This is a genomic window from Actinokineospora bangkokensis (genome assembly GCF_001940455.1).
GTDB lineage: Bacteria > Actinomycetota > Actinomycetes > Mycobacteriales > Pseudonocardiaceae > Actinokineospora > Actinokineospora bangkokensis.
This window is the reverse complement of sequence record NZ_MKQR01000026.1, coordinates 708,738-732,497: the sequence shown is the minus strand read 5'-3', so window position 1 is coordinate 732,497 and position 23,760 is coordinate 708,738. Positions and strand designations below refer to the sequence as shown.

Annotated in this window: 27 protein-coding genes and 1 pseudogene; 12 read left to right on the top strand and 16 right to left on the bottom strand. The window is 74.2% G+C overall.

Features of this window, described 5'->3' with window-relative positions:
- The first annotated feature begins 49 nt into the window (after nucleotides 1–49).
- Entirely contained in the window at nucleotides 50–1,150 is a 1,101-nt protein-coding gene (locus BJP25_RS26175; RefSeq protein ID WP_198943596.1) for a glycoside hydrolase family 76 protein, read from the top strand.
- 117 nt (nucleotides 1,151–1,267) lie between these two features.
- Nucleotides 1,268–1,450 (top strand): hypothetical protein, encoded by a 183-nt coding sequence (locus BJP25_RS26170; protein WP_075977610.1) that lies wholly within the window; start codon nucleotides 1,268–1,270, stop codon nucleotides 1,448–1,450.
- A 22-nt stretch (nucleotides 1,451–1,472) separates the two neighbouring features.
- Here BJP25_RS26170 and BJP25_RS26165 read toward each other — a convergent pair whose 3' ends face one another.
- Complete coding sequence (locus BJP25_RS26165) at nucleotides 1,473–2,507, bottom strand: LacI family DNA-binding transcriptional regulator (RefSeq protein WP_075977856.1); 1,035 nt, start codon at nucleotides 2,505–2,507, stop codon at nucleotides 1,473–1,475.
- A gap of 76 nt (nucleotides 2,508–2,583) precedes the next feature.
- Here BJP25_RS26165 and BJP25_RS26160 point away from each other — a divergent pair, with 76 nt between their 5' ends.
- Together BJP25_RS26160 and BJP25_RS26155 are read left to right on the top strand one after the other, a co-directional pair.
- The gene (locus BJP25_RS26160) at nucleotides 2,584–3,198 is read left to right on the top strand and encodes a nucleoside/nucleotide kinase family protein (RefSeq protein WP_075977609.1); all 615 of its coding nucleotides are present in this window, start codon (nucleotides 2,584–2,586) and stop codon (nucleotides 3,196–3,198) included.
- 82 nt (nucleotides 3,199–3,280) lie between these two features.
- Nucleotides 3,281–3,667 carry a VOC family protein gene (locus tag BJP25_RS26155; protein ID WP_075977608.1) on the top strand — a complete coding sequence of 129 codons (387 nt, stop codon included), beginning with the start codon at nucleotides 3,281–3,283 and terminating at the stop codon, nucleotides 3,665–3,667.
- 25 nt (nucleotides 3,668–3,692) lie between these two features.
- On the opposite strand, the gene BJP25_RS26150 is transcribed toward BJP25_RS26155, so the two are convergent.
- On the bottom strand, nucleotides 3,693–4,268 hold the full coding sequence (locus tag BJP25_RS26150) for a DedA family protein (RefSeq protein WP_233158291.1): 576 nt from the start codon (nucleotides 4,266–4,268) through the stop codon (nucleotides 3,693–3,695).
- A 214-nt stretch (nucleotides 4,269–4,482) separates the two neighbouring features.
- Here BJP25_RS26150 and BJP25_RS26145 point away from each other — a divergent pair, with 214 nt between their 5' ends.
- Nucleotides 4,483–5,028 carry an ABC transporter ATP-binding protein gene (locus tag BJP25_RS26145; protein WP_075977606.1) on the top strand — a complete coding sequence of 182 codons (546 nt, stop codon included), beginning with the start codon at nucleotides 4,483–4,485 and terminating at the stop codon, nucleotides 5,026–5,028.
- Nucleotides 5,025–6,155 carry a hypothetical protein gene (locus tag BJP25_RS26140; protein WP_075977605.1) on the top strand — a complete coding sequence of 377 codons (1,131 nt, stop codon included), beginning with the start codon at nucleotides 5,025–5,027 and terminating at the stop codon, nucleotides 6,153–6,155. The genes BJP25_RS26145 and BJP25_RS26140 overlap by 4 nt, the downstream gene beginning before the upstream one ends.
- 51 nt (nucleotides 6,156–6,206) lie before the next feature.
- On the opposite strand, the gene BJP25_RS26135 is transcribed toward BJP25_RS26140, so the two are convergent.
- The 3 genes from BJP25_RS26135 to BJP25_RS26125 all read right to left on the bottom strand — a co-directional run bounded on the left by BJP25_RS26135 (nucleotide 6,207) and on the right by BJP25_RS26125 (nucleotide 10,466).
- Complete coding sequence (locus tag BJP25_RS26135) at nucleotides 6,207–8,831, bottom strand: MFS transporter (RefSeq protein WP_075977604.1); 2,625 nt, start codon at nucleotides 8,829–8,831, stop codon at nucleotides 6,207–6,209.
- On the bottom strand, nucleotides 8,828–9,322 hold the full coding sequence (locus BJP25_RS26130) for a MarR family winged helix-turn-helix transcriptional regulator (RefSeq protein WP_075977603.1): 495 nt from the start codon (nucleotides 9,320–9,322) through the stop codon (nucleotides 8,828–8,830). Before BJP25_RS26130 ends, BJP25_RS26135 begins: the two co-directional genes overlap by 4 nt.
- A gap of 187 nt (nucleotides 9,323–9,509) precedes the next feature.
- Nucleotides 9,510–10,466, bottom strand: a complete 957-nt coding sequence (locus tag BJP25_RS26125; protein WP_084794522.1) for an alpha/beta hydrolase fold domain-containing protein — start codon at nucleotides 10,464–10,466, stop codon at nucleotides 9,510–9,512.
- Between the two features lie 169 nt (nucleotides 10,467–10,635).
- On the opposite strand from BJP25_RS26125, the gene BJP25_RS26120 reads away from it, so the two are divergent.
- Both BJP25_RS26120 and BJP25_RS36360 read left to right on the top strand, forming a co-directional pair.
- Nucleotides 10,636–12,033 carry an FAD-binding oxidoreductase gene (locus tag BJP25_RS26120; RefSeq protein WP_075977602.1) on the top strand — a complete coding sequence of 466 codons (1,398 nt, stop codon included), beginning with the start codon at nucleotides 10,636–10,638 and terminating at the stop codon, nucleotides 12,031–12,033.
- Nucleotides 12,034–12,092: 59 nt separating this feature from the next.
- Nucleotides 12,093–12,698, top strand: coding sequence for a hypothetical protein (locus BJP25_RS36360; RefSeq protein WP_075977601.1), 606 nt, complete (start codon nucleotides 12,093–12,095; stop codon nucleotides 12,696–12,698).
- 4 nt (nucleotides 12,699–12,702) lie between these two features.
- Here BJP25_RS36360 and BJP25_RS26110 read toward each other — a convergent pair whose 3' ends face one another.
- The 4 genes from BJP25_RS26110 to BJP25_RS26095 all read right to left on the bottom strand — a co-directional run bounded on the left by BJP25_RS26110 (nucleotide 12,703) and on the right by BJP25_RS26095 (nucleotide 15,684).
- Nucleotides 12,703–13,353: a DedA family protein gene (locus BJP25_RS26110; protein ID WP_075977854.1), complete on the bottom strand. Its 651-nt coding sequence runs from the start codon at nucleotides 13,351–13,353 to the stop codon at nucleotides 12,703–12,705.
- 95 nt (nucleotides 13,354–13,448) lie between these two features.
- Complete coding sequence (locus tag BJP25_RS26105) at nucleotides 13,449–13,778, bottom strand: hypothetical protein (RefSeq protein WP_075977600.1); 330 nt, start codon at nucleotides 13,776–13,778, stop codon at nucleotides 13,449–13,451.
- A gap of 14 nt (nucleotides 13,779–13,792) precedes the next feature.
- Nucleotides 13,793–14,953 (bottom strand): N-acetylglucosamine-6-phosphate deacetylase, encoded by a 1,161-nt coding sequence (gene nagA, locus BJP25_RS26100; RefSeq protein ID WP_075977599.1) that lies wholly within the window; start codon nucleotides 14,951–14,953, stop codon nucleotides 13,793–13,795.
- Between the two features lie 101 nt (nucleotides 14,954–15,054).
- Nucleotides 15,055–15,684, bottom strand: a complete 630-nt coding sequence (locus BJP25_RS26095; RefSeq protein ID WP_075977598.1) for a SigE family RNA polymerase sigma factor — start codon at nucleotides 15,682–15,684, stop codon at nucleotides 15,055–15,057.
- 73 nt (nucleotides 15,685–15,757) lie between these two features.
- On the opposite strand from BJP25_RS26095, the gene BJP25_RS26090 reads away from it, so the two are divergent.
- Entirely contained in the window at nucleotides 15,758–16,042 is a 285-nt protein-coding gene (locus BJP25_RS26090) for a YciI family protein (protein ID WP_075977597.1), read from the top strand.
- 158 nt (nucleotides 16,043–16,200) lie between these two features.
- Here BJP25_RS26090 and BJP25_RS26085 read toward each other — a convergent pair whose 3' ends face one another.
- The 3 genes from BJP25_RS26085 to BJP25_RS26075 form a co-directional block, all read right to left on the bottom strand.
- The gene (locus tag BJP25_RS26085; RefSeq protein ID WP_075977596.1) at nucleotides 16,201–16,665 is read right to left on the bottom strand and encodes a pyridoxamine 5'-phosphate oxidase family protein; all 465 of its coding nucleotides are present in this window, start codon (nucleotides 16,663–16,665) and stop codon (nucleotides 16,201–16,203) included.
- 71 nt (nucleotides 16,666–16,736) lie between these two features.
- Nucleotides 16,737–17,684 carry a short-chain dehydrogenase/reductase gene (locus tag BJP25_RS26080; protein ID WP_075977595.1) on the bottom strand — a complete coding sequence of 316 codons (948 nt, stop codon included), beginning with the start codon at nucleotides 17,682–17,684 and terminating at the stop codon, nucleotides 16,737–16,739.
- Between the two features lie 89 nt (nucleotides 17,685–17,773).
- The gene (locus tag BJP25_RS26075) at nucleotides 17,774–18,712 is read right to left on the bottom strand and encodes an aldo/keto reductase (protein ID WP_075977594.1); all 939 of its coding nucleotides are present in this window, start codon (nucleotides 18,710–18,712) and stop codon (nucleotides 17,774–17,776) included.
- A gap of 75 nt (nucleotides 18,713–18,787) precedes the next feature.
- Between BJP25_RS26075 and BJP25_RS26070 the strand changes: the two genes are divergently transcribed.
- The 3 genes from BJP25_RS26070 (at nucleotide 18,788) to BJP25_RS26060 (ending at nucleotide 21,303) form a co-directional block, all read left to right on the top strand.
- Nucleotides 18,788–19,624: an LLM class F420-dependent oxidoreductase gene (locus tag BJP25_RS26070; protein ID WP_075977593.1), complete on the top strand. Its 837-nt coding sequence runs from the start codon at nucleotides 18,788–18,790 to the stop codon at nucleotides 19,622–19,624.
- A 126-nt stretch (nucleotides 19,625–19,750) separates the two neighbouring features.
- Entirely contained in the window at nucleotides 19,751–20,785 is a 1,035-nt protein-coding gene (fbaA, locus tag BJP25_RS26065) for a class II fructose-bisphosphate aldolase (protein WP_075977592.1), read from the top strand.
- A gap of 110 nt (nucleotides 20,786–20,895) precedes the next feature.
- The gene (locus tag BJP25_RS26060; RefSeq protein ID WP_075977591.1) at nucleotides 20,896–21,303 is read left to right on the top strand and encodes a DUF3151 domain-containing protein; all 408 of its coding nucleotides are present in this window, start codon (nucleotides 20,896–20,898) and stop codon (nucleotides 21,301–21,303) included.
- Nucleotides 21,304–21,401: 98 nt separating this feature from the next.
- Here BJP25_RS26060 and BJP25_RS36590 read toward each other — a convergent pair.
- The 4 genes and pseudogenes from BJP25_RS36590 to BJP25_RS26040 all read right to left on the bottom strand — a co-directional run.
- Nucleotides 21,402–21,833: pseudogene (locus BJP25_RS36590) on the bottom strand (VanZ family protein); the annotation flags it as partial.
- Nucleotides 21,834–21,984: 151 nt separating this feature from the next.
- Nucleotides 21,985–22,239 carry a hypothetical protein gene (locus BJP25_RS26050; protein ID WP_233158255.1) on the bottom strand — a complete coding sequence of 85 codons (255 nt, stop codon included), beginning with the start codon at nucleotides 22,237–22,239 and terminating at the stop codon, nucleotides 21,985–21,987.
- Entirely contained in the window at nucleotides 22,233–22,871 is a 639-nt protein-coding gene (locus BJP25_RS26045) for an HNH endonuclease family protein (protein ID WP_075977589.1), read from the bottom strand. The genes BJP25_RS26050 and BJP25_RS26045 overlap by 7 nt, the downstream gene beginning before the upstream one ends.
- A 175-nt stretch (nucleotides 22,872–23,046) precedes the next feature.
- Nucleotides 23,047–23,676: an HNH endonuclease family protein gene (locus tag BJP25_RS26040; RefSeq protein WP_075977588.1), complete on the bottom strand. Its 630-nt coding sequence runs from the start codon at nucleotides 23,674–23,676 to the stop codon at nucleotides 23,047–23,049.
- Nucleotides 23,677–23,760 lie beyond the last annotated feature (84 nt).

The window sequence follows — 23,760 nt, the reverse complement described above, 5'->3', positions numbered from 1 at the left end:
CCGGTGCCCGCCGGGGGCGCGCGGCGCGCCCGAGCAGCGATCATGGGGTATGACCCGCCACACCCGCAGCGCCGTCTCCCCCGCGCTGTGGGCCGCGCGCGCCGCCGTGGCCGAGCGGGCGGTGCGCACCCGGCACCTGCGCAGGCTGTGGGGGCTGCCCGGCACCGCGCTGGGCGTGGTGGGCTGGCCCGCGGCCCCCGCGGAGCGGCTGTTCGGGCGCTGGAACTACTGGTGGCAGGCGCACCTGCTGGACTGCCTGCTCGACGCGCACGACCGCGACCCCGGCGGCGGCCGGGCCCGGGTCGTCCGGCGGGTCGTGCGCGGGGTGCGCACCCGCAACCCCGGCTGGACCAACGACTACTTCGACGACATGGCCTGGATGGGCCTGGCGCTGCTGCGCGCCTCCGACGAGGTGGGCCTCGACACCCGCGCCGCGGTGTCCCGGCTGCTGGTGCCGCTGCGCGGCGCGTGGACCGACCACGGCGGCGGCGGCATCTGGTGGCGGCGGCACGACACGTTCAAGAACGTGCCCGCCAACGCCCCGGCGGCGATCCTGCTCGCCCGCGCCGGGGGCGCCCGCGCCGACCGCCAGCGCGCCCGGTCGATGGCGTCGTGGGTGCACCGGGCGCTGCGCGACCCGGACTCCGGGCTGGTGTTCGACGGGCTGCACGTCGCCGAGGACGGCTCGGTGGTCGACGTGACCCGCGTGTTCTACACCTACTGCCAGGGCGTGCACCTGGGCGCGTGCGTGGAGCTGGCCGCCGACGACCCCACCGGCACCTGGCTGCACCGGGCCGCGGAGGTCGTGCACGCCACCGCCGAGCACCTGGCGCCCGAGGGGGTCATCGAGCAGACCCCCGGCGGCGACGGCGGCCTGTTCGCGGGCATCCTCGCCCGCTACCTGGCCCGCTCGGCGCCGCACCTGCCCGGCTCGGCCGCCCGGGTGGCCCGGGGCCTGGTCCTGGACTCCGCCGACGCGGCCTGGCACCACCGCGCCATCGCCCCCGGCGGTCCGCTGTTCGGGCCCGACTGGTCGCGCCCGGCCGACGCCGCCCGCCGCGGTCGGGCGGAGCAGCGGCTGTCGGTCCAGCTCTCCGGGTGGATGCTCATGGAGTCCGCGGCCCACCTCGAGCGCGTCACCGCCCCCTGACCCTCCACACAGGACCCGGGTGGACCGGCCGAAGTGGTCGGAACGGGTGAGTGTCAGTCCCCCCGGCACCGGGTACCTCGCCCCACGACAGCGGACCAGCAGCGGAGGGACGAGACCATGGCGGACGGACTCACCGACCCGACCGACATCGACACCAGCCTGTCGGCGGAAGTCCGCCGCCGGGCGGCCCGGACCGTGGCCTCGGTGGCCGTGGACGCCGACGAGTGCGCGCAGCTGCTGGACATGCTGGGCCTGGCCCCGCAGGAGGGCAAGGGCGCCCGCGGCGCCAAGGCCGCCTGACCCCGCGGCGGGCGCGGCCCGGTCACAGGCCCGGGAAGCCCGCTCCCGCGAGGGGTTCCGGCGCCGGGGTGTCGCAGCCGCAGGAGGAGCGGTGGTTGAGGACCGGGGGCAGCAGCACCGTCTCCGGTGCCCGGTCGCGGTCCTCCAGGCGGGTCAGCAGGAGCTTGACGGCGGTGCGGCCGATCTCGTCGACCGGGTGCGCCATGGTGGTGATCGCGGGGCGGGCCAGCTCGGCCCAGTCGACCTCGTCGTGGCCCACCAGGGCGAGGTCGGTGCCGATGCGCAGGCCGTGGTCGCGGGCCTCCTTGTAGGCGCCCGCGGTCATCGCGCCGTTGCCGGTCACCACCGCCGTGGGGCGGTCCGGGACGGTCAGCAGCCTGCGCATGGCCAGGATGCCGTCGGCGGTGGTGGCGCCGCCGCCCGCGACCAGGTTGCTGTCCCAGCGCAGGCCCGCGCGGCCGAGGCCGAGCCGGTAGCCCAGGGTGCGCTCCTCGCTGGCGGTCATCCACTCCACGCCGCTGATGAAGGCGATCCGCCGGTGCCCGGCCTGGGCCAGGTGCGAGACCAGCGCCGAGGTGGACTGGATGTTCTCCGCGCCGACCTGGTCCAGCTTGATCTTGTGCGACACCCGGTCGACCAGCACGGCGGGCACCCCGGTGCGCTCCAGCTGCTCCAGGGTGGCGGTGTCGCCGGGCGCGGGGGTGAGCAGCACGCCGTCGACCCGGCGGGCCTGGAGCTTGCGGACCGCGGCGCGCTCGCCGTCCGCGGAGTCGAGCGTGTCGCCGAGCAGCACCTGGTAGCCCGCCGCGGTCGCCTCGGCCTCGACGGCGTGGATGAGCTGGGCCAGGTGCGGGTTGGCCAGCAGCGACATCGCCACCCCGATCGACCGGGTGCCCCCGGTGACCAGCGAGCGGGCGATGGCGTTGCCGGTGTAGCCGGTGGCCTCGATCGCCGCCTGCACCCGCTGCAGGGTGGACTTCGCCACCGGGCGGGTCCGGTTCACCACGTGCGAGACGGTGCTGATGGACACGCCCGCCAGCTTGGCGACGTCCTCCATGGTGGCCACGGTCGCCGCTCCTCCCTCCGCTGGCAAGCGCTTGCGCACCAACCCTACTCACCCGTTCGGAGTCGCCGTGGAGCCGCCCCGCACGTTCGCCGGGCTCGTCGACCGGGCCGCCGCCCTGGCCACCGGGCCGCGGCGGCTGCTGGGCATCGCGGGCGCCCCCGGCGCGGGCAAGTCGACCCTCGCCGCGCGCCTGGTGGCCGCCCTCGACGGCCGGGCCGCCCTGGTCGGCATGGACGGCTTCCACCTCGCCCAGGCCGAGCTGGAGCGGCTGGGCCGCGCCGGGCGCAAGGGCGCGCCGGACACCTTCGACGCCGACGGGTACGCCGACCTGCTGCGCAGGCTGCGGACCAGCGCCGACGAGGTGGTCTACGCCCCGGAGTTCCGCCGCGACCTGGAGGAGCCGATCGCCTGCGCGGTGCCGGTGCCGCGCGGGGTGCCGCTCGTGGTCACCGAGGGGAACTACCTGCTGCACTGGCCCGCGGTGGCGGACCTGCTCGACGAGGTGTGGTTCCTGGCCACCGACGACCGGCTGCGCCGCGACCGGCTCTACCAGCGCCACCGCGACTTCGGCCGCACCCCCGAGCAGGCCAGGGCCAAGACCGACGGCTGGGACGAGCGCAACGCCCGGCTGGTCGCGGCGAGCGCGTCCAGGGCGGATCTCGTCCTGCGAAAGATCCAATAACGACCGTGACCGGCGGCGCCCCGCTGCGGCACCATGGCGTAGGACCTGCCCCCGAACGGGTCAAGGAAGGACGGTCGGCGCCATGCCCGCTCTCACCGGTGCGCACCACGTCGCCCTCACGGTGACCGACGTGGACCGCAGCGTTCCCTGGTACGAGCGCGTCCTCGGCTTCACCACCGAGGCGCGCGAGGACGAGGCGGGCGACCACGGCGTGCGCCGGGTGTCGCTGCGCGGCTTCGGCATGGTCCTCACCCTGGTCCAGCACCCCGGCGCCTGCCGGGCCGCCTTCGACGAGTGCCGCCCCGGCCTCGACCACCTCACCCTGCCCGTCCCCACCCTCTCGGACTGGGCGCGCCGCCTGGCCGACCTCGGCGTCCCCTGCACCGAGGCGCCCGCCGCCGGGGAGCCCGGCACCCTCGCCCTGCGCGACCCGGACGGCATCAACCTCGTCCTGGCCGGGCCCCGCTAGCCCGTGTTCCACCAGGGGCGGGCAGCTACTCGGTCAGGGAGACCTCTTCGGCGGGCTTGCGCAGCTCCTGGCGGTAGCGCCAGATGCCCCACCCGGTGCCCACGGCGAAGAAGGCGATGCTGGCGATCACCGCGGCGGTCTTGAGCCACGGGAGCTGGTCGAGCAGGCCCGCCGCGTAGTAACCGGCCAGCACGAGGATGGGCACCCAGGCCAGGGCGCCGACGGAGGTGGCCAGGGCGAACCGGCGGGCGTCCATCCTGGCCGCGCCCGCCACCAGCGGGGCCAGGGTCCGCACCCACGGCACCCAGCGGGCGATGACGATGGCGAGGAAACCGCGCTCGTCGAGGAAGCGGCGGGCCTTGTCGAGCCTCTCCGCGGTGAGCACCCGCCCGCCGCGGCGGGCGATGACGTGGTGGCCGGTCTTGGCGCCGATGACGTACCCGGTCTGGTTGCCCGCGACCGCGACGAGGCTGGCCACCAGCGACAGCCACCAGGCCTGGTGCTCGTGGTGGTGCTGGGCGAGGACGACGCCCGCGGCGAACAGCAGGGAGTCGCCGGGCAGGAACAGGCCCACGATGAAGGCGCACTCGGTGAAGACCATCCCGAGCACGATCGCCCACACCAGCACCGGACCGGCCGAGTCGAGCCAGTCGACGACGAAGTCCACGTCCGACAGGTTAGGACGCCGCCCGCCCCGGGGCCGCCCCATCGGGGACAGTTTCATCGAGCCGTGGCCGCCGGGTCACCCGGAACTTCCCCCCGCGTCCCCTCGTTCGCTGAGCGTGACACCTGGGGACGGGATCGACGGTCAGGGCATGGGCATCCGCATCGGCGCCCGCTGGTTGCTGCACAAGCTGGACCTGCGGGTGCCCGCGGGGAGCTGCGCGGCCCTGCTCGGGGACAACGGCACGGGCAAGACGACGCTGCTGCGCGCCTGCCACGGCGAGCAGGAGCTGACCGAGGGCGCGCTGACCGTCGACGGCCGGGTGCCCGACGAGCGCGACCCGGCCTTCCGCGCGGTGGTGTCGGTGCTGTTCGACGACTCCGCGCTGTTCGACGCCCTCACCCCGCGCCAGCACCTCGACGCCCTGGGCCTGGACCTGGACCCGGAGTTGCCCGACACCCCCGCCTACACCCTGTCCTCCGGCCAGCGGCGCAAGCTCCTGCTGCTCGGGGCCCTGCGCCGCGAGCACCGGGTGCTGCTGCTCGACGAACCCGAGCGCGCCCTCGACGCCACCGCCCGGCGCTGGCTCGCCGACGAGGTCGTGGCGGCCAAGGGGCGCGGCGCCGCGGTCGTGCTCACCACCCACGACCAGCGGTTGGTCGAGCGGGTGGCGGACGTGGTGGTCGACCTCGGGTGAGGGGCGGCGAGTGGGTGGTCCCCGGGCTGGTGACCGCCGGTGTCCTGGTGACGCCGCTGGTCGACCCGCGGGCCCTGGACCCGTGGGTGGCGGACGACCCGGCCGCGGTGCTGCCGTTCGCCCTGGCGCTGAGCGCGCTCGCGGCGTACTCGGTGCTGCGCGGCGCGCACGTGTGGGCCGACCCGGCGCGGCTGACGTGGGAGCCCGGGGACGACCGCGACAAGCGCGTGCGCAGGCGCCTGCTCCTCACCGGCGGGGTGCGGTTCGCGGCCGTCTTCTACGCGGCGGTGGTCGCCTGCCTGGTGGTGGGCGAGCAGGACTCCAAGGCGCTGATCTCGGTGGCCGGGTTCGGGGCCGCCGCGCTGGTGTCGGCCTCCCGCAAGAGCCCAGACGGTCTCCTCGACCCGGCGGCCGCGGTGGTCGTGGCCTACTGGCCGGGGCTGTGGGTGGGGCTGGGGACGGTGCTGGGGTCCGCGCTGGGCGGGCTGTGGCGGCCGAAGCACGTCCCGACCCGCGACGAACTCGTGCGCGGGTGGCGGGCCAGGCAGGTGCGCTCGACGTCGGTGCTGTTCGGGGACCTGCTCGGGCTGCTGCCCGCGGCGCGCCCGGTGCGGCGGCTGCGGGTCCGCGGCGCGGGCGGGGTGGTGCTGGCCGGGGCGCTCGGCCGGTGGCCCGCCCTGCCGCTGGTCGCCCTGGTGGTCCTCACCGCTCCCCTGGTGGCCCGCGTGGTGACCGGGGTCCCCGGGCTGGTGTGGGTGGCCGTGGCCGCCTACCTGGCGGCGTTGCCGTTCGCGGGGGCGCTGGCCGAGGTGCACCGGGTGCGGGGGTTGGCGCGGTGGGTGCCCGCGCGCAAGCGGGTGCTGGTCGCGTGGACCGGTCTGCTGGCGCTGGTGGTGGGCGGGGTCGCGGTCGGTGGGGTGGCCCTGCTCGGGCTGCCGTTCGAACCGCTGGCGGCACCGGTGGCCGCGCTGGCCGTGCTGCGGACGGTGACCCGGCCGCAGGTCGACTACGCCGCCCTGGGCGTGGTGCCGGTCGGGATGGGTGTGCTGCCGGTGGGTTTGGTCTACCAGGTGCTGCGCGGGCCCGACCTGCTCGCCGCCGGGGCGCTGCTGGTGGGCCTGCTCTGACGGCAGCGGCGCCCGCCCCCGGGTGGGGACGGGCGCCGCAGGCGGCTCAGCTCACTTCCACTCGTCGTAGCCCAGGGTCACGTCGTGCGTGCCCGCCTCGCCGCCGCGCAGCGCGACCTGGTGGGCCGTGGGCGAGTAGCCGCTGGCGATCACCGTGTACTCACCCTCGGCCAGGTCGTCCACGGCGTAGCGGCCCTCGTCGTCGGTGGAGGTCACCGTGACCACCCCGCCCGCGGCGTCGAGCACGGTGATCCGCGCGTCCGGCACCGGCGCGCCAGCGGTCGTCCTGGCCACCCCGGACAGCTCCGCCCCGCCGACCAGTTCCACGTCGTGCCGGTGCTCGCCGGTCTCCGGGACGGCCAGCGGCAGCGCGGCGGGCCGGTAGGCCGGGGCGGTCACCACCAGCGTGTACGCCCCCGGCTGCACGGCGCTGAACCGGTAGCTGCCGTCGGAGGCGCTGGGCTGGGTGTCGACCACCGCGCCGCGCGGGTCGGCCAGGGTGATCCGCGCGGTGGTCACCGGGGTGTGCCCGTCGGCGGACATCACGTACCCGTGCAGGACCGCGGCGCCGACCAGCACGACGTCCACCGTGGACAGACCCGGCCGCACCTTCACCGCGGTGGCCCGCGGCTGGTGGTCGGGGGCGGAGGCGATGAGCGTGTACGCCCCGGGCAGCGGCGCGTCGAGCAGGTAGGTGCCGTCGTCGGCGACGCCCCTGGCCACCTGGCGGCCCTCGGCGTCGATCAGCGTCAGCGCCGCGCCGACCAGGGCGGACCCGCCCTCGCCGCGCACCTGCCCCGACAGCGCCGGGGTGGACCCGCCCGGTCCCGGGGTGCCCGCCGCGGGCTGCGGCGCGGACCCGTTGCGCTGTGGCTGTTCGGCGCTGTGCTCGGGCTGTTCGGCGCTGTGTGCTGGCTGCTCGACCTCGCCGTGGAAGCGCCCGTTCGCCGCACCGTCCGGGACGGCGTCCTCGGTGGGCAGCATCGCCTCGCCACCCTCCATGGTGGACGCGGCACCCGCGGTCATCCGCAGCGGGATCTCCTTGATGAACAGCGACACCAGGAACGCCAGGCCCATCACGAACGCGCCGGTGAGGAACACCAGGTGGATCGACTCGACGAAGCCCTGCTGGAACGGCAGCGCCAACCGCGCGTCGATGCGCTGCAGGAACGACGAGTCCTGCAGGACACCGCCGCCGCCCTCGGCGCCGCCGCCGTTGAGCAGCGCGAGCACCGGCTGGTTCTCCGGGTTCGCCCGCACCGCCGGGTCGGCCACCGCCGCCTGGAACTGCGGGGTCTGCGCCGCGGTGCGGAACGACGAGGCGATGTTGTCCCCGACGGTGCTGAACAGCATCGACAGGAACACCGCGACGCCGAGCGTGCCGCCGAGCTGGCGGAAGAAGGTCGCCGACGCCGTGGCCACGCCCATGTCCCGGCGCGGCACCGCGTTCTGCGCCGCGATGGTCAGCGTCTGCATGCAGTTGCCGAGGCCGAGGCCGAACACGACCATGAACACCATGGGCTGCCAGATCGGGGTGTCGACCTGGACGGTGTGGAACAGCACCATGCCGGTGACCAGCAGCGCCGAGCCGATGATCGGGAACACCTTGTAGCGGCCGGTGCGCGAGGTGATCTGCCCGGAGATGATCGACCCGGACATGATGCCCAGCATCAGCGGCAGCATGAACAGCCCCGCCTCGGTGGGCGTCTGCCCGCGCACGATCTGCAGGTACTGCGGGATCATCGAGATGCCGCCGAACATGCCGACGCCGATGATCGTGCCCGCGATGATCGTCATGGCGAAGGTGGAGGTCTTGAACAGCCGCAGCGGGATCAGCGCCTCGTCCCCCATCCGGTGCTCCACCACCAGGAACAGCACCAGGCCCACGGCGCCGAGGCCGTAGCAGACCAACGCCCGCTGGGAGTCCCAGCCCCACTCGCGGCCCTGCTCGGCGACGATGAGCAGCGGCACCACGCACAGCGACAGGAACACCGCGCCGAAGTAGTCGATCCGGTGGTCGTGGCGCTCGTGCGGGATGTTGAGCACCCGTGACACGACGATGAGCGCGATGACGCCGATCGGGACGTTGACCAGGAACACCCAGCGCCACCCGGTGATGCCCAGGATCGAGTCGGTGCCCGCGAAGAACCCGCCGATCACCGGGCCGAGCACGCTGGAGGTGCCGAACACGGCCAGGAAGTAGCCCTGGTACTTGGCCCGCTCCCGGGGCGGCACGATGTCGGCGATGATCGTCAGCGCCAGCGACATCAGCCCGCCCGCGCCCAGGCCCTGCAACGCCCGGAACGCCGCCAGCTCGTACATCGAGGTGGAGAACGTGCAGGCCAGCGAGCCCACGACGAAGATCGAGATGGCGGTGATGAAGAACGGCTTGCGGCCGTAGATGTCGGAGAGCTTGCCGTAGAGCGGGGTCGAGATCGTCGAGGTGATGAGGTAGGCGGTGGTGGCCCAGGCCTGCAGGCTCAGCCCGTTGAGGTCGTCGGCGATGGTGCGGATCGAGGTGCCGACGATGGTCTGGTCGAGCGCGGCCAGGAACATGCCCAGCATCAGCCCGGACAGGATCACCAGGATCTGCCGGTGGCTGAGCGCGGGCGCGGACTGCTCGGCCGCGGCGTGCTTGGCCGCCCCGGCGGTCTTCTTCTCGTCGAGCGCGGTCATGCGGGTTCCCCCTGGTGGTTCTCGAACTCGGTGTTGAGCCTGGTGAGCAGTCGCACCAGGGCCTGCTGGTCGGTGGTCGACCACCCGTCGAGCAGCTCGGCCAGCAGGCGGGTGCGGTGCTCGTGGTTGGCCCGGAACACCTCGCTGCCCTCGTCGGTGGGCGCCAGCACGCACGCCCTGCCGTCCTCCGGGTCCGGCTCGCGGCGCACCAGCCCCTGCCCGACCAGGGCGCTGACCTGCCGCGACACCGTGGACGGGTCCGAGCGCAGCGCGTCGGCGAGCGCGGTGGCGCGCAGCGGGCCGAGCTTGACCAGGGTGGCCAGCAGCGCGTAGTTGCTGCGCTCGATCGCGGGTTTGGCGCCCGCCATGATGTGCTGCTTGGCGTGGTGCGACAGCCGCAGGAAGCGGACCAGCTGCAACCCGAGCTGGTCGGCTGTGCGCAGCCGCTCGGCCTGGTCCCGGGCGGCGGGGGGTGCGGGTGCGTCCGCCATGGAATGTCCTGTTTGTGAGGTGTGGGGCCGTTGTCTTGGTTGTACGAGACAACTGGTTGTGTTGTCCAAGCATGTTCTTCTCGCCCGGACGGCGCAACCCGAGGACCCCGGTCAGGCCATGGCGTCCCTCACGCGACCGGCCCCCGCCCCGGGTCGGGGCGGGGGCCGGTCGGCGCTGGTGGCGGAGCTACGCCGCGGCGCGCTGGGCCAGGGCCGCGCGGACGAACGAGCCGACGTGCCCGATGGCCAGTCGCGCCTCGGGCACCAGCTGGTGGAAGGCCGGGAACACGTGCACCTGCCCGGGCCAGACCTGGAGCTCGCAGTGCCCGCCCGCGGCCAGCACCGCCGCGGCCAGCCGCTCGGAGTCCGGCAGCAGGCACTCGGCGTCGCCCACCTGCACCAGCAGCGGGGGCCAGCGCCGCTTGCTGCCGCGCAGCACGTCCAGCCGCGGGTCGTCGACGGCCAGCTCCCCCGCGTAGTGCCGGGCGGCCTCGCGCGCGCGGGCGGGCGGGATGTACGGGTCGCGCACCGCCGCGTCGCGCTCGTCGAGCCGCGCGCAGGTCAGGTCCAGGAACGGCGAGAACAGCACGCCCGCGCCCGGCATCGGCGCGCGGTCGCGGGTCAGCCCGCCGAGCAGGCCCGCGATCACGTGCCCGCCCGCCGAGTCGCCCGCCACGACCAGCTGGTCGCTGCGGTAGCCCTGGTCGAGCAGCCAGCGGTAGGCGGCCATCGCGTCCTGCTCGGCGGCCGGGAACCGGTGCTCGGGCGCCAGCCGGTAGTCCAGCAGCAGCACCGGCAGCCCGGTGGCCTGCGACACCGCCGCGGCCAGGTGCCGGTGGCTGCGCAGCGAGCCGAAGACGAACCCGCCGCCGTGCACGTAGAGCACCGCGCCCGCGGCCGGGTCGGCCTCCCGGGCGGTGATCCACAACCCGGTCACGTCGCCGTAGCCGTGCGACTCCGACACCGCGCGCACCCGGGTGCCGCGCGGCAGCGGGGCGAGCCCCACGGTGTCGAACGCCTCCCGCACCACCCGCAGCCCCGAGCCCTGCAACCGGACCCGGTCGGCCACCGGCCGCAGGCTGGTGCGCAGCACGTTGGCCAGGGTGCGGGCCGCGACGCTGGGTCCGGCCATCACCTCGCGCATCTCGACACCTCCCCGACGCGGGCGTCGCCAGTGACGCCTGCCACACCCAGTTTAAACCGGTTCACCAGGGAAAGCTCCTGGTGAATTCCCCATCGGTCGAATGGAGCACGCAATTTGTCGCCCGATGAGCGGTGCCCCGCGAATAGCGCTCACGGGTTAACGTCTTCGGGTGGACACCGAGGGCCTGATAGACCGCTTGCGGACAGCGCTGGGCGATGGCGCCGTCCTGACGGACGCCGACGTGGTCGCCGGCTACAGCCGCGACATGATGCCGCTGGCCCCCGCGGGCACCCCGCTCGCGGTGGTGCTGCCGGAGAGCACCCCCCAGGTCCAGGCGGTCGTCCGGGCCTGCGCGGAGGCCGGTGTCCCGATCGTGCCGCGCGGCGCGGGCAGCGGGCTCAGCGGTGCGGCCAACGCCGTCGACGGCTGCGTCGTGCTCGTCACGACCCGGATGAACGCCATCGTCGAGGTGGACGCGGACAACCGGCTGGCCGTGGTGGAACCGGGCGTGGTGAACCTCGACCTGCGCGCCGCGGTGGAAAAGCACGGGCTGTTCTACCCCCCCGACCCCTCGAGTTATGACTGGTGCACGATCGGCGGCAACATCGCCACCAACGCGGGCGGCCTCTGCTGCGTCAAATACGGGGTCACCACCGATTCGGTGCTCGGCCTGGAGGTGGTGCTCGCCGACGGCGAGGTGCTGCGCACCGGCCGCCGCACGGTCAAGGGAGTCGCGGGCTACGACCTCACGTCGTTGTTCACCGGCAGCGAGGGCACCCTCGGGATCGTCACCCAGGCCACCCTCGCCCTGCGCCCGCTCCCCCAGGCGCCCGGCACGCTCGTCGCCGCGTTCGGCACCGTCGCCGCGGCGGGCACGGCGGTCAGCCGGGTGGTGCGCGAGGGGGTCGTGCCGTCGCTGATGGAGATCATGGACTCGGTGTCCATCGCCGCGGTCGAGGAGCACCTCAAGACCGAGCTGGGCGCCGGGCGCGGCTGCGCGGCGCTGCTGCTGTGCCAGTCCGACTCCGGCGGCGAGGCGGCGCGGGCGGAGCTGGCCAGGGTGGAGCAGGTGTGCGCGGACGCGGGCGCCGAGCTGGTGCACACCACGTTCGACCTGGCCGAGGGGCAGCTGCTGCTGGCCGCCCGGCGCGCGGTGCTCATGGCACTGGAGGTCTACGGGACCTGGCTCACCGACGACGTGTGCGTGCCGCGCACCCGCATCACCGAGCTGATCGAGGCGTGCGAGCGGATCAGCGCCGAGGTCGGCCTCAAGGTCGCCGTCGTCGGGCACGCGGGCGACGGCAACATGCACCCCACGATCGTCTACGACCCCACCTCCGCCGACGAGGCCGCGCGCGCCCACCGGGCGTTCGAGGACATCCTCGCCGCGGGCCTGGCGCTGGGCGGCACCGTCACCGGCGAGCACGGCGTGGGCAAGGTCAAGCGGGAGTGGCTGGCCAGGGAGATCGGCCCGGTGGGGCTGCGCGCGCACCGCGCGGTCAAGGCCGCGCTCGATCCCGGCAACCTGTTCAACCCCGGGTCCATGTTCGACCAGGACCCCGGCTGACCGATACCGTACACCGCACCGGGCGCCCGCCCACCCGCTCAGCCCAGGGGAGCCGTCGAGTGGACGTCGCACACCACGCCACCGCGACCGAGGTCGCGCGCAGGCTGTCCGGCCGGTTGTCGGACGAGGTGGTCGCGGTGGTGCAGTCCTGGTTCGCCGCGGGCGAGCACGGGCTGGCCGTCGCCGCGCTGGTGCTCAACCTCCAGGCCGAGGGGGTCGCGGTCACCACCCAGGAGGCGGCGCTGGTGCGCGCGCTGGCCGCCGAGGACCCCTCGACCGCCGACCTCGCGCGCGCCGACCTGGCGCTGGCCGACCTGGCCCCGCCGCCCGCCTACCGGTTCAGCCCGACCGGGCCGCCGGAGGCCCCGGACCCCACCCCGGTCGACCGGGTGCTGGCCGCCGAGGCCCCGCCGCTGGGCGCCCGCCGCGTCCGCCGGGCCTGGCGCGACCCGCTGCCGGAGGCCCCCAACCGCCCCACCTGGGTGCACCTGGTGCAGGTGGCGGCGGGGGTGGACGAGCTGAGCGTGCTGGGCACCCTGGCCGCCCGGGTGTGGGTGCGCACCCAGCAGCGCTGGCCGCTGGACGTCATCGCCGACGGCGGGCTGCTGCCGCCCTACCACGCGGCGGCGGTGACCGCCGCCCAGCAGGTGTGGGCCGCGCCCTGACCGCTCAGGCGGCGCGCTTGCGCTCCCGCCGCGCCTTCACGTACTCGACGATGATCGGCACGATCGAGATGAACACGATCAGCACGAGCATGGCTTCGAGGTTGCGGTGGATGAAGTCGATCTGCCCGAGGAAGTACCCGAGCACGGTCACCCCGCTGGCCCACAGCACCGCGCCGACGGCCGAGTAGGAGAAGAACTTCCGCGCGTCCATCCGCCCCACCCCGGCCACGGCGGTGATGAAGGTCCGGATGACCGGCACGAACCGCGCCAGCACGATCGCCCGCGGCCCGTACTTCTCGAAGAACTCGTGGGTCTTGGTGACGTGCTCCTGCTTGAACAGCCTGGAGTCCGGCTTGTTGAACAGCGCGGGCCCGGCCTTGGCGCCGATCCAGTACCCCACGACGTTGCCCAGGAACGCGCACGCGGTGAGCAGCAGGCAGGTCAGCCACAGCGGCGGCATGTCCACCAGCCCGTCGCCCGCGGCCTCCTTGGCGATGAACAGCCCCGCGGTGAACAGCAGCGAGTCGCCGGGCAGGAAGAACCCGAGCAGCAGGCCGCACTCGGCGAAGATGATCAGGCACAGGCCGGGCACCAGGAACCCGCCCAGCCCGCTGAGGATCACCTCGGGGTCGAGCCAGCTGGGCAGCAGGGCCATGGTCACGGGCAGATCTGTCGCGTGCACGGGGGCCAAGGTACAGGGCGCGCTTGTGCGCGGGCTGAGAGCCTGGGCGCCGGTTATGCCCGGTTCGCCTAGATCAGCGTCAGCAACCCCACGACGGCGCCCGCCGCCACCCCCAGCATCACGGCCAACCCGAGTACCCACCACGCCCGGGGCGCCTCCGGCTCCCGCAGCCGCGCGGTCCGCTCCGGCCGTCGGTCCACCGCCCCGGTGCCCAGCGCCAGCGGCAGGTCGCTGCCGGAGAGCAGCCCGTACCCCGCCACCGGCCCCGTGGTCCCCCCGGACCCGGCCACCGGCTCGCCGGGCGTGCCCGCGGTCCCGTCGCCGTGCCCCACCGGGGTCCGGGCGGCCTGGGCCCGCAACGCCTCGGCGAGCAGCCGCTCCGGATCCGCTTCGCCCATGCCCCCGACCCTACTCAGGCGCGGGTGAGGGCGTGCGGCTCCGACCAGGTGCCGCGGCGGCACACGCGGGTGAGGCAGAGGTCGCGGTCGAGCAGGACGAGGTCGGCGGCGAGGCCCTTGGCCAGCTTGCCGGTGGTGTCCGCCAGGCCCAGCAGCGCGGCGGGGCGGGTGGCGGTGGCCTGGACCGCGTCGGTGACGTCGAGGCCGCAGTGGTGCACCAGGTTGCGGAAGGCGGTGTCCATGGTGAGGCTGCTGCCCGCGAGCGCGCCGGTGTCGGCGAGGGTGGGCACGCCCTGGCGGACGTCGACGGACAGGCCGCCGAGGTCGTAGCGGCCGTCACCCGCGGCGGCGGCGGCGATGGCGTCGGTGACCAGGACCGTGCGGTCGGGGCCCGCGTGCCGGGCGGCCAGCCGGACGACGGTGGGGCTCAGGTGCACCAGGTCGCAGATCAGCTCCACGCTGACCCGGTCGTCGTCGAGCAGGGCGCCGATGGGGCCCGCCTCCCGGTGGTGCAGCGGGCGCATCCCGTTGAACAGGTGGGTCGCCACCGTGGCGCCCGCGTCCACGGCGGGCAGCACCTGCGCCTCCTCGGCGTCGGTGTGGCCGAGGGCGGCGATCGCCCCGCCGTCGACGAGCTGGCGGACGGCGGTGGTGGAGCCGGGCAGCTCGGGGGCGAGGGTGACCATCCGCACGGCACCGCGGCCCGCGGCCAGCAGCGCGGCGACGGACCCGCGGTCCGGGGCGCGCAGCACGGCCGGGTCGTGCGCGCCGCAGCGGGCGGCCGACAGGAACGGGCCCTCCAGGTGGATGCCCGCGACCAGGCCCTCCTCGACCAGCTCGCGCAGCGCCGCGACCTGCTCGACCAGCTCGGGGACCGGCCGCGACACCAGGCTCGCGACCAGGGTGGTGGTGCCGTGCGCGGCGTGCGCGTCGGCGGCCCGGCGCACGTCCTCGGCGCGGGCGCTGGTGAACGCCGCCCCGCCGCCGCCGTGGCAGTGGATGTCGACGAAGCCGGGCACCACCCAGGAGCCCGCGGCGTCGAGCACCTCCTCGGCGCGCGGCGGCTCACCGGTGCCCAGCGCGGCGATGTGGCCGTCCTCCACCAGCAGCCAGCCGTCGTCGAGCACCCCGTCCGGGGTGACCAGCCTGCCGCCCGCGATGACCTGTCCCGCCATCCCACGCCCCTCCGAGGGTGTCCGCCGCCAGCCGCCAACACTGGCAAGAATTGGTCTGGACCGCAATGGTCTGGACCAAATATGACCCGGAGGGGTGCGCGTCAGGGCTGGTTCATGATCTTCTGCAGCGCCTCCAGGGCCCGGCTGGCCGTCGACTTCACCGTACCCTTGGAGATGCCCGCCGCCTCGGCGATCTCCGCCTCGGTGAGGTTGCCGTAGTAGCGCAGCACCAGCACCTCGCGCTGGCGCGGCGGCAGCTGCGACAGCGCCCGCACGACGCCCTGGTGCTCGGCGGTCAGCATCGCCAGGCTCTCCGCCGAGCGCGCGTTCACCGCGTGCGGCGGGGTGTACTCGCGGGCGGTCTTGCGCCTGCGCAGCACGCTGCGCGAGCCGTTGACCACCGCGGTGCGCAGGTAGCCGACGGCGGCGGCGGCGTCGCGCAGGTTCCCCCAGTTGCGGTGCAGCCCGGTGAACGCCTCCTGCACCACGTCCTCGGCCGTGGCGGGCTCGTCGACCAGCAGCAGCGCCAGGCGGATGAGCCGCATGCGGTGCGTGCGGTAGAGGTCTTCGAGGGTGAGCGGCGCCTCGGGCGCCGGGGGCGGGGCCGTGCGGGTGTCGATGGCGCGCAACCGCGTCAGCGTCTGCTCGACGCTGCGCTCCGCCTGCCCCTCGACCTGCCCCCCGCGCGCGGGAGTGTGCTCACCGGAGTGTCGACCGCCGTCCCCTGCCACGCTGGAACCCTACCGGTCCCAGGTGGTGAGCACACCGCCCTCCGGTGGGAACGGCGGTGCGAGGATCACCCCCATGACCTGGTTCATCATCGACACCACCTACACCGACGACCGCGACCTGCTCCAGGCCACCCGCCCGGCCCACCGCGACTACCTGCGCGCGCTGGTCGACCGCGGCGTGGTGGTGGGCGCTGGGCCGTGGGGCGACGACCTCGGCGGCATGTTCATCGCCGCCGTCGCCGACCGCGCCGAGCTGGACGCCGTCCTCGCCGCCGACCCGTACACGACCGAGGGCGTGGTGGCCCGGCAGGTCGTGCGCGAGTGGAAGCCGGTCCTCGGCCGCATCGCCCAACCCTGACCAGCGCCACGGGCGGGGAAGCGCCACCCCGGCGCCGGTTCCGGCCTGCCCCGCACGGGGCAGGCCGTGGTGCCGGCTGGGGGACGATGCCGGGCGGGGACGAGGGGGCGGGTGGCGGGAGAAATAAGAAAGGGGGCGGGTGGCGGGAGAAATGAGAACTAGTACCCGCCGTCGAGCTTGCGGTGGTCCCAGCTGACGACCTTGGTGGGCGTGAAGACCAGGCCGACGCGCTTGGCCGCCTGCACCCGGACGAACTGGGTGGCCGACGCGGCGACCTCCGGGCTGCCCGCGTACCTGGTCAGCACGTCGACCCCGATGGCGGCAACGCGCTCGGGGGCGTCGACCACCTCGACGTCGCACTCCAGCGACACCCCGCGCAGCAGCTCGTAGCTGTCGCCCGCCTCGACGAGCAGGGTGGCCTGGGCGAGCCTGCGCAGGTTGGCCACCTTCTGCGAGCTGCCGTAGGTCCACCCGCGCAGCACCGCGCCCTCGGGCACGTACCACAGCGGCGCGAGGTGCGGCCTGCCGCCGGGGCCCAGCGTGGCCACGGTGACCACCCGCTCCTCGGCCAGGAAGGCGGCGACCTCCTCGTCGGTCATCACGATCTGCGCGCGCCTCGACATCGCTCTCCTCCCGCGGGCCTGCGCCCTCGTCGCCCCGGTTTATAGCCCAGGCCCGCGTGGCCCCGCTCGGTTCAGCGCGGCGCCTGCGCGGTGCGCGCGCCGGACTTCATGGCGGCCTCGCCGCCCGCGCCCACCGGCCGCGACGACACCTCGGCACCGCGCTCGGCGATGTCCTCCAGCGCGGCCTTGTCGGCCTTCGCGACGATGTTGCCGGTGAACTTCGCGCCCTGCTCGATGGTCAGCGGGATCGACCAGCGGACCAGCTTGAGCAGGCCCACCCAGCCGGGGACGTGGATGGTGCGGTCGCGGCGCAGCAGGCCCTTCTCCAGCGCGTCCAGCGCCAGCGGCACCGGGTACGCCTTGCCCAGCGGGCCCGGCATGGAGCGGCGCAGCGGGCCGAACACCGGGTGCTCGTCGGCGCCGTTGACCAGGTCGGTGGCGATCCACGACGGGTGCGCGATGCCCACCCGCACGCCCAGGTGCTTGACCTCGGCGCGCAGGCTGTTGCCGAACGCCTCCACGCCCGCCTTGGCCGCGGCGTAGGCGGCCATCGCCGGGGCGTGCGCGATCGCGGCGAACGACGACACGATGAGCACGTAGCCCTTGGCCTCGATGACGTGCGGCAGCGTGGTGCGCACGGTCCGCCAGACGCCGAGCAGGTCGACCTCGATGGTCTTCTCGAACGCCTTCGGGTCGATCGAGCGGATGAAGCCCGCCGCGGCGATGCCCGCGTTGGCCACCACGATGTCGATGCGCCCGAACCGCTCGACGACCCCGGCGGTGGCGGCCTCCAGGGCCTGCCAGTCGGTGACGTCGGCCTCGAACACCGCCGCGTCCGGCCCGCACTCGGCGGCGACCTCGCGCATCACCTCGGGCTCCAGGCCCACCAGGGCCACCTTCGCCCCGCGCCGGGCCAGCCGCTTGGCCAGCCCGGCGCCGAACCCGCGCGCGGCCCCGGTGATGAGGATGACCTTGCCCCGCACGCTGCGCGGCCGGGCCAGCAGGTTCGTCGCGCCCATCGGCGTTCCTCCTCGAACGAGTGGGTGGAGGACCCGACCGTAGCGCAACTTACCCCGAGTAAGCTACCGCGAGTAACAGGTGTCGCGCGTCACTCCGAGGCGGCCGTGAGCGCGGCCAGCTCGTCCGCCGACAGCTCCAGGGTCGCCACCGGCAGCAGGTCCGCCAGCTGCTCCACCGTCCGCGCGCTCGCGATCGGCGCGACGATGCCCGGCTGCGCCTTCAACCAGGCCAGCGCCACCGCCGCCACCGGCACCCCGTGCCCCTCGGCGACGTGGTCCAGCGCCGCGAGGACCTTGCGGCCGCGGTCGTTGAGGTGCTTGCTCGCCCCCGACGCGCGCTGGCTGTGCACGGTGGCGCCGTCGCGGTACTTGCCGGTGAGGAAGCCGCTCGCCAGCGACCAGTAGGGCAGCACGCCCAGGTTGTGCTTGGCCACGACCTCCGGGTAAGTCGACTCGTAGTCCGCCCGGTCGACGAGGTTGTAGTTGGGCTGGAGCGCGACGAACCTGGGCAGGCCCGCGTCCGCCTCGGCCGCCGCGAACGACGCCTCCAGCCGCTCGGGGGTCATGTTCGACGCGGCGATGTAGCGCACCTTCCCCGCCTCGACGAGCTGCCCGAACGCGCCCAGGAACTCCTCGACCGGGATGTCGTGGTCGTCGTCGCGGTGCACGTAGTAGAGATCGATGTAGTCGGTGCCCAGGCGCTGGAGCGAGTCGTCCGCTGCGGCCAGGATGTTCTCCGCCCGCAAGCCCTTGCGCTCCGGGTGCGAGCCCACCTTCGTCGCCACCACGACCTGCGACCGGTTGCCCCGCGCGGCCATCCAACCGCCCAGCACCCGCTCGGACTCGCCACCGGAGTTGCCGGGGGCCCACGCCGAGTACACGTCCGCGGTGTCGACGAAGTTGCCGCCCGCCTCGGTGTACGCGTCGAGCACGGCCGCCGAGGCCGCCTCGTCCGCGGTCCAGCCGAAGACGTTGCCGCCGAGGTTGAGGGGGAAGACGTCCAGGTCCGATGAGCCGATGTTCGCCATGGCCCGAACCTACTCGTCCTGCGCCGCTGCCCGCCGGTTGTAGGATCTCGGTCCTGCCGAGCGGATGGAGGGCGGATGGCTGCCGAGCTGGGCCGGGTGGGCGTCTGGGCCGCGCACACCGCGTGGGTGGACCGCGCCGACGCGGCCGCCGAGGTCGAGGAGCTGGGCTTCGGCGCGCTGTGGCTGGGCGTCAACCCCGGTGGTGACCTCGCCATCGTCGACACCCTGCTGGCGGGCACCCGCGCGCTGGCGGTGGGCACGAGCATCGTCAACATCTGGGCCGACGGCCCGGCGGGCATCGCCACCGCCTTCGACCGCATCGCCACCCGCCACCCCGACCGGTTCGTGCTCGGCCTCGGCGCCAGCCACCAGGTCGTCGTCGAGGCCATCACCGACAAGACCTACGCCAAGCCCTACACCAAGCTCGTCGAGTACCTCGACCAGCTCGCCGTCCCCGCGGACGCGGTGGCGCTGGGCGTGCAGGGCCCCCGGTCGCTGGAGCTGGCCGCGAGCCGCACCCGGGGCGCGCTGCCCTACCTGGTCACCCCGGAGCACACCGCCCAGGCCCGCGAGGTGCTCGGCACCGCCCTGCTGGCCCCCGAGCAGCACGTGCTGCTGGAGACCGACCCGGCCAAGGCCAGGGAGACCGCGCGGCGCCACCTCACCCCGTACTTCGGCATGCCGAACTACACGAACAACTGGCGCCGCCTGGGCTTCTCCGAGGACGACGTCAAGGGCAGCGACCGGCTCGTCGACGCCCTGGTGGCCTGGGGCGACGAGGACGCGGTGAAGGCGCGCGTGGACGAGCACCTGGCCGCGGGCGCCGACCACGTGTGCGTGCAGGTGCTCACCGACGAGGAGGGGCCCGCGCTGGCCGCCTACCGCAGGCTCGGGCCCGCGCTGACGGCCTGACCGGGCTGTGTGATCGCTCTCTGGATCGGTCCGACCGGAGGTCGTGTGGCCGCGCTGACGGAGCGGCGGGGCGCGCGCTGCTCGTAGGATCCGGGCGACAGCGCACCACCCCGAGGAGGAGCACCGATGCCCATCGCCACACCCGAGGTCTACGCGCAGATGCTGGACCGGGCCAAGGCGAGCGAGTTCGCTTACCCCGCCATCAACGTGACGTCGTCGGAGACGCTCAACGCGGCCCTGCGCGGCTTCGCGGAAGCCGAGAGCGACGGCATCATCCAGGTCTCCACCGGGGGGGCCGAGTTCGCCTCCGGCACCAAGGTCAAGGACATGGTGACCGGCGCGGTGGCGCTGGCCGAGTTCGCCCACGTGGTCGCCGCCAAGTACCCGGTGAACATCGCGCTGCACACCGACCACTGCCCCAAGGACAAGCTCGACGGCTACGTCCGCCCGCTGATCGCCATCAGCCAGGAGCGCGTGGACGGCGGCGGCAACCCGCTGTTCCAGTCGCACATGTGGGACGGCTCGGCGGTGCCGCTGGAGGAGAACCTGGAGATCGCCGCCGACCTGCTCGCCGCGGCGGCCAAGGCCCGCATCGTCCTGGAGATCGAGGTCGGCGTGGTCGGCGGCGAGGAGGACGGCGTCGCCAACGAGATCAACGACAAGCTCTACACCAGCCCCGACGACTACATCAAGACCGTCGAGGCCCTGGGCACCGGCGACCGCGGCCGCTACCTGCTGGCCGCCACCTTCGGCAACGTCCACGGCGTCTACAAGCCCGGCAACGTCAAGCTGCGCCCGGAGATCCTCAAGCAGGGCCAGGAGGTCGTCACCGACAAGCTGGGCCTCGCCCCGGGCAGCAAGCCCTTCGACCTGGTCTTCCACGGCGGCTCCGGCTCCCTGCTGGAGGAGATCCAGGAAGCGGTCTCCTACGGCGTGGTGAAGATGAACATCGACACCGACACCCAGTACGCCTTCACCCGCCCCATCGCCGCCCACATGTTCACCAACTACGACGGCGTCCTCAAGGTCGACGGCGAGGTCGGCAACAAGAAGGCCTACGACCCCCGCAGCTACCTCAAGGCCGCCGAGACCGCCATGGCCACCCGCATCACCCAGGCCTGCGAGCACCTCGGCTCCGCGGGCCGCATGATCGCGGGCTGACCGCGGCCCTCCCGCGACCCGCACCGGTGGTGCGGACCGGGTGGTCGCGGACCGCGTCCCCCGCCCGGACCACCGGGCGGGGGCGGTGCCACCCCGGGCATCATGGCCCCATGCAGAACCTCTTGGGCGGACCGGACCCCACGCGCTTGCCGGAGCGGGCCGAGCTGCAGGACGCGCTGGACGCGGGCACCGACCCCGTCGACCTCATCAAGCGGGCCCCCGACTTCTCCGCGGCCTGGGCCGCCCTCGCCGAGCAGGCCCTCGCCGACGGCCAGGACGTCACCGCGTACGCCTACGCCCGCACCGGCTACCACCGCGGCCTCGACCAGCTCCGCCGCTCCGGCTGGAAGGGCCACGGCCCCATCCCCTGGGACCACCGCCCCAACCAGGGCTTCCTCCGCTCCCTCGGCGCCCTCGCCAAGGCCGCCAAGGCCATCGGCGAGACCGAGGAGTACGACCGCTGCGCCACCTTCCTCGCCGACTCCGACCCCGCCGCCCACCAGGCGATCGGCCTCTGATCCCCCCGGGTGGTGCCCCTCGGGGCACCACCCGCCTCGCCCGGCCCGCCCCGCCCGCGCGGGTGGGTCGTCCAGCGGAGGTGGAGGGCTGCGGCGAGGACGGCCAGGGCGGCGCCGGTGGTGTTGTTGGCGAAGTCCTCGGTTTCGCACAGTCCTCGCGCGGTGAGGGTCTGGGTGAGTTCTATGGCCGCGCTGAGGGTCGCCGACGCCGCGAGGACGGCCCAGGGCCGGTGGGTGGCGAGGGTGGCGGCGGCGGCGAACGGGGCGAGCATGGCGAGGTTGAGCAGTTGGAGGGGGCCGGACCACGAGGGGCCGTTGAGGGTGCAGAGGGTGCCCGCGGCGGCGGTGGTGGCGGAGATGTCGTTGCCGCCCCGGCAGAGGGTGACGGCGATGGCGAGTGCGGCGCCCAGGCCCGCGACGGCGGTGGGCAGGCGGGGCCAGTGCCGGTGGTCGGCCAGGCGCAGGGCCAGCCACGCCAGTGCGGCGCCGCCCAGCAGCAGGCCGGTGACCAGGTAGGGCGAGGTGAACATCTTCGCCGTCGTCCACGCCGCTCGCGTCAGCACCATCTCGGAAGTCCCCCGACTCGTCGTCCGCTACTACTCTCTCAGTGTATACACACTGCGAATAGTGGGCGACGGGTCAGGCCGCACCCGAGGGGCGGGTGCGGCCTGACCTGGGGGTTCAGCCCGCCGGGCGGTTGAGGACGCCGACGAGCAGGGCGTGGACGGCGCCGTGGTCGGCGGGGTCGGACAGCTTGCACTGGCCGCCGCGGACGCGGTACCAGTCCTCGGCGCCGGTGTAGCGGACCTTGACCTGCACGACGCCGTCGGCGGTGCAGGTGCTGCGGAGGTCGAGGTCGCCGGTGATGGCGCCCGCGTCCTCGGTCATCAGGCCGCCGGGCGGCGCGGTCAGGGGGGAGACGTATTCGCTCAGCACGTCCCCAGCATGTCGGACAGGGCGGCCTTCTCGGCGGAGGTGACCGTGAGGTCCCAGGTGTGCTTGACGCGGACGTACGCGCTGGCGTACTCGCACCAGGCCGACTCCGACGGCGGCTTCCACTGGTCGGGGGTCTGGTCGCTCTTGGACTGGTTGACGTTGTCGGTCACCGCCCACAGCTGCGGGCCGTCGAGGTCGTTGGCGAACGCCTCGCGCTCGGCGGTGGTCCAGCCCGCGGCCCCGGAGCGCCACGCGGCGGCCAGCGGCACCATGTGGTCGATGTCGACGTCCGAGGTCTCGGTCCAGGTCTCCCCGTCGTACGGGCTGGTCCAGCTGCCCGCGGTGGCCTTGCACGAGGAGTCGACCGACACGCCGTCGCCGTCGCGCTTGAGGACCTCCTCGCGGGTGTCGCAGGAGCCCTCGACGGTGTGCCAGTGCGGGAACTCGTCCCGGGAGTAGCCGTCCATGGAGCCGTCCGCGGCCACGGTCAGCCCGCTCAGCTCCGAGGCCGCCGTGGCCGGGCTCGGGATGCCCGGCGGGGTGGCCGAGGCCGTCCCCGCGGCGCCGACCAGGGCGCCCGCGGTCAGCAGGACCGTCACACCGGCAGTGCGCAGTTTCCCCGACGAAAACATGCCACTTCCTCCTCATGCGGTTCGTGGAACGATCACGACCCTGACGGAGGCGTGTGGCGGTGGCAATACCTTCGGGTGACACACGGGCGATCGACGGCGAATACGGGGAGAGTCGGAACTTTGGTCGACGGCCGAACGGGCGAAGGGGCCCGGGAGGGCCCCTCCGCCCGCGGTGTCAGCAGCGGTCGAGCATCGACGACAGCGCCGACTTCTCCGCCGAGGTCACCGACAGCGCGTACTTGTCCTTCACCGCGACCCACATCTTCGCGTAGGTGCACCAGTACGAGGTCAGCGGCGGCTTCCAGGACTCCGGGCCCTGGTCGCCCTTGGCCTGGTTGACGTTGTCGGTCACGGCGATCAGCTGCGGCGCGCTCAGGTCGTTGGCCAGCTGCTGGCGCTTGGCCGTGGTCCACGACGCCGCGCCGGAGCGCCACGCGTTCGCCAGCGGCACCACGTGGTCGATGTCCACGTCCGCGGCCGCCGACCAGGTCGCGCCGTCGTAGGGGCTGTACCAGCGGCCCGAGGCGGCCGCGCAGGACGAGTCGGTGACCACCGAGGACCCGTCCCGCTTGAGCACCGTCTCGCGGGTGTTGCAGGCCCCGGAGATGGTGATCCAGTGCGGGAACAGGTCGCGGGAGTACCCGGTCATCGAGCCCGCGGCGCGCACGGTGAGGCCCGACAGGTACGACCGCGCGGTCGCCTCGGACGGGATCCCCGGCGGGGTCGCGGCGGCGGTGCCCGCGAGGCCGATGACCATCGCGGCGGACAGCAGCAGGGCGCTCGCGAGCGCCCGGAACTTGCTCATGTCTCCTCCAGTGCAGGGGGTCAGGAGGACCGGCAGGGCAGGACGACCATGCCGGGTGCAGGTGGAGCGCCCATCACCACTGAG

Bases quoted from the DNA above. Each gene is read 5' to 3' on its own strand.
- BJP25_RS26105 (WP_075977600.1), bottom strand. From the start codon at position 13,778: ATGGGCGAAGCGGATCCGGAGCGGCTGCTCGCCGAGGCGTTGCGGGCC.
- nagA (WP_075977599.1), bottom strand. From the start codon at position 14,953: ATGGCGGGACAGGTCATCGCGGGCGGCAGGCTGGTCACCCCGGACGGG.
- BJP25_RS26170 (WP_075977610.1), top strand. From the start codon at position 1,268: ATGGCGGACGGACTCACCGACCCGACCGACATCGACACCAGCCTGTCG.
- BJP25_RS26145 (WP_075977606.1), top strand. From the start codon at position 4,483: ATGGGCATCCGCATCGGCGCCCGCTGGTTGCTGCACAAGCTGGACCTG.
- BJP25_RS26165 (WP_075977856.1), bottom strand. From the start codon at position 2,507: ATGGAGGACGTCGCCAAGCTGGCGGGCGTGTCCATCAGCACCGTCTCG.
- BJP25_RS26125 (WP_084794522.1), bottom strand. From the start codon at position 10,466: ATGCGCGAGGTGATGGCCGGACCCAGCGTCGCGGCCCGCACCCTGGCC.
- BJP25_RS26090 (WP_075977597.1), top strand. From the start codon at position 15,758: ATGACCTGGTTCATCATCGACACCACCTACACCGACGACCGCGACCTG.
- BJP25_RS26130 (WP_075977603.1), bottom strand. From the start codon at position 9,322: ATGGCGGACGCACCCGCACCCCCCGCCGCCCGGGACCAGGCCGAGCGG.
- BJP25_RS26135 (WP_075977604.1), bottom strand. From the start codon at position 8,831: ATGACCGCGCTCGACGAGAAGAAGACCGCCGGGGCGGCCAAGCACGCC.
- BJP25_RS26040 (WP_075977588.1), bottom strand. From the start codon at position 23,676: ATGAGCAAGTTCCGGGCGCTCGCGAGCGCCCTGCTGCTGTCCGCCGCG.
- BJP25_RS26070 (WP_075977593.1), top strand. From the start codon at position 18,788: ATGGCTGCCGAGCTGGGCCGGGTGGGCGTCTGGGCCGCGCACACCGCG.
- BJP25_RS26045 (WP_075977589.1), bottom strand. From the start codon at position 22,871: ATGTTTTCGTCGGGGAAACTGCGCACTGCCGGTGTGACGGTCCTGCTG.
- BJP25_RS26060 (WP_075977591.1), top strand. From the start codon at position 20,896: ATGCAGAACCTCTTGGGCGGACCGGACCCCACGCGCTTGCCGGAGCGG.
- BJP25_RS26085 (WP_075977596.1), bottom strand. From the start codon at position 16,665: ATGTCGAGGCGCGCGCAGATCGTGATGACCGACGAGGAGGTCGCCGCC.
- BJP25_RS26155 (WP_075977608.1), top strand. From the start codon at position 3,281: ATGCCCGCTCTCACCGGTGCGCACCACGTCGCCCTCACGGTGACCGAC.
- BJP25_RS26175 (WP_198943596.1), top strand. From the start codon at position 50: ATGACCCGCCACACCCGCAGCGCCGTCTCCCCCGCGCTGTGGGCCGCG.
- BJP25_RS26080 (WP_075977595.1), bottom strand. From the start codon at position 17,684: ATGGGCGCGACGAACCTGCTGGCCCGGCCGCGCAGCGTGCGGGGCAAG.
- fbaA (WP_075977592.1), top strand. From the start codon at position 19,751: ATGCCCATCGCCACACCCGAGGTCTACGCGCAGATGCTGGACCGGGCC.
- BJP25_RS26110 (WP_075977854.1), bottom strand. From the start codon at position 13,353: ATGGCCCTGCTGCCCAGCTGGCTCGACCCCGAGGTGATCCTCAGCGGG.
- BJP25_RS26150 (WP_233158291.1), bottom strand. From the start codon at position 4,268: ATGGTCTTCACCGAGTGCGCCTTCATCGTGGGCCTGTTCCTGCCCGGC.
- BJP25_RS26075 (WP_075977594.1), bottom strand. From the start codon at position 18,712: ATGGCGAACATCGGCTCATCGGACCTGGACGTCTTCCCCCTCAACCTC.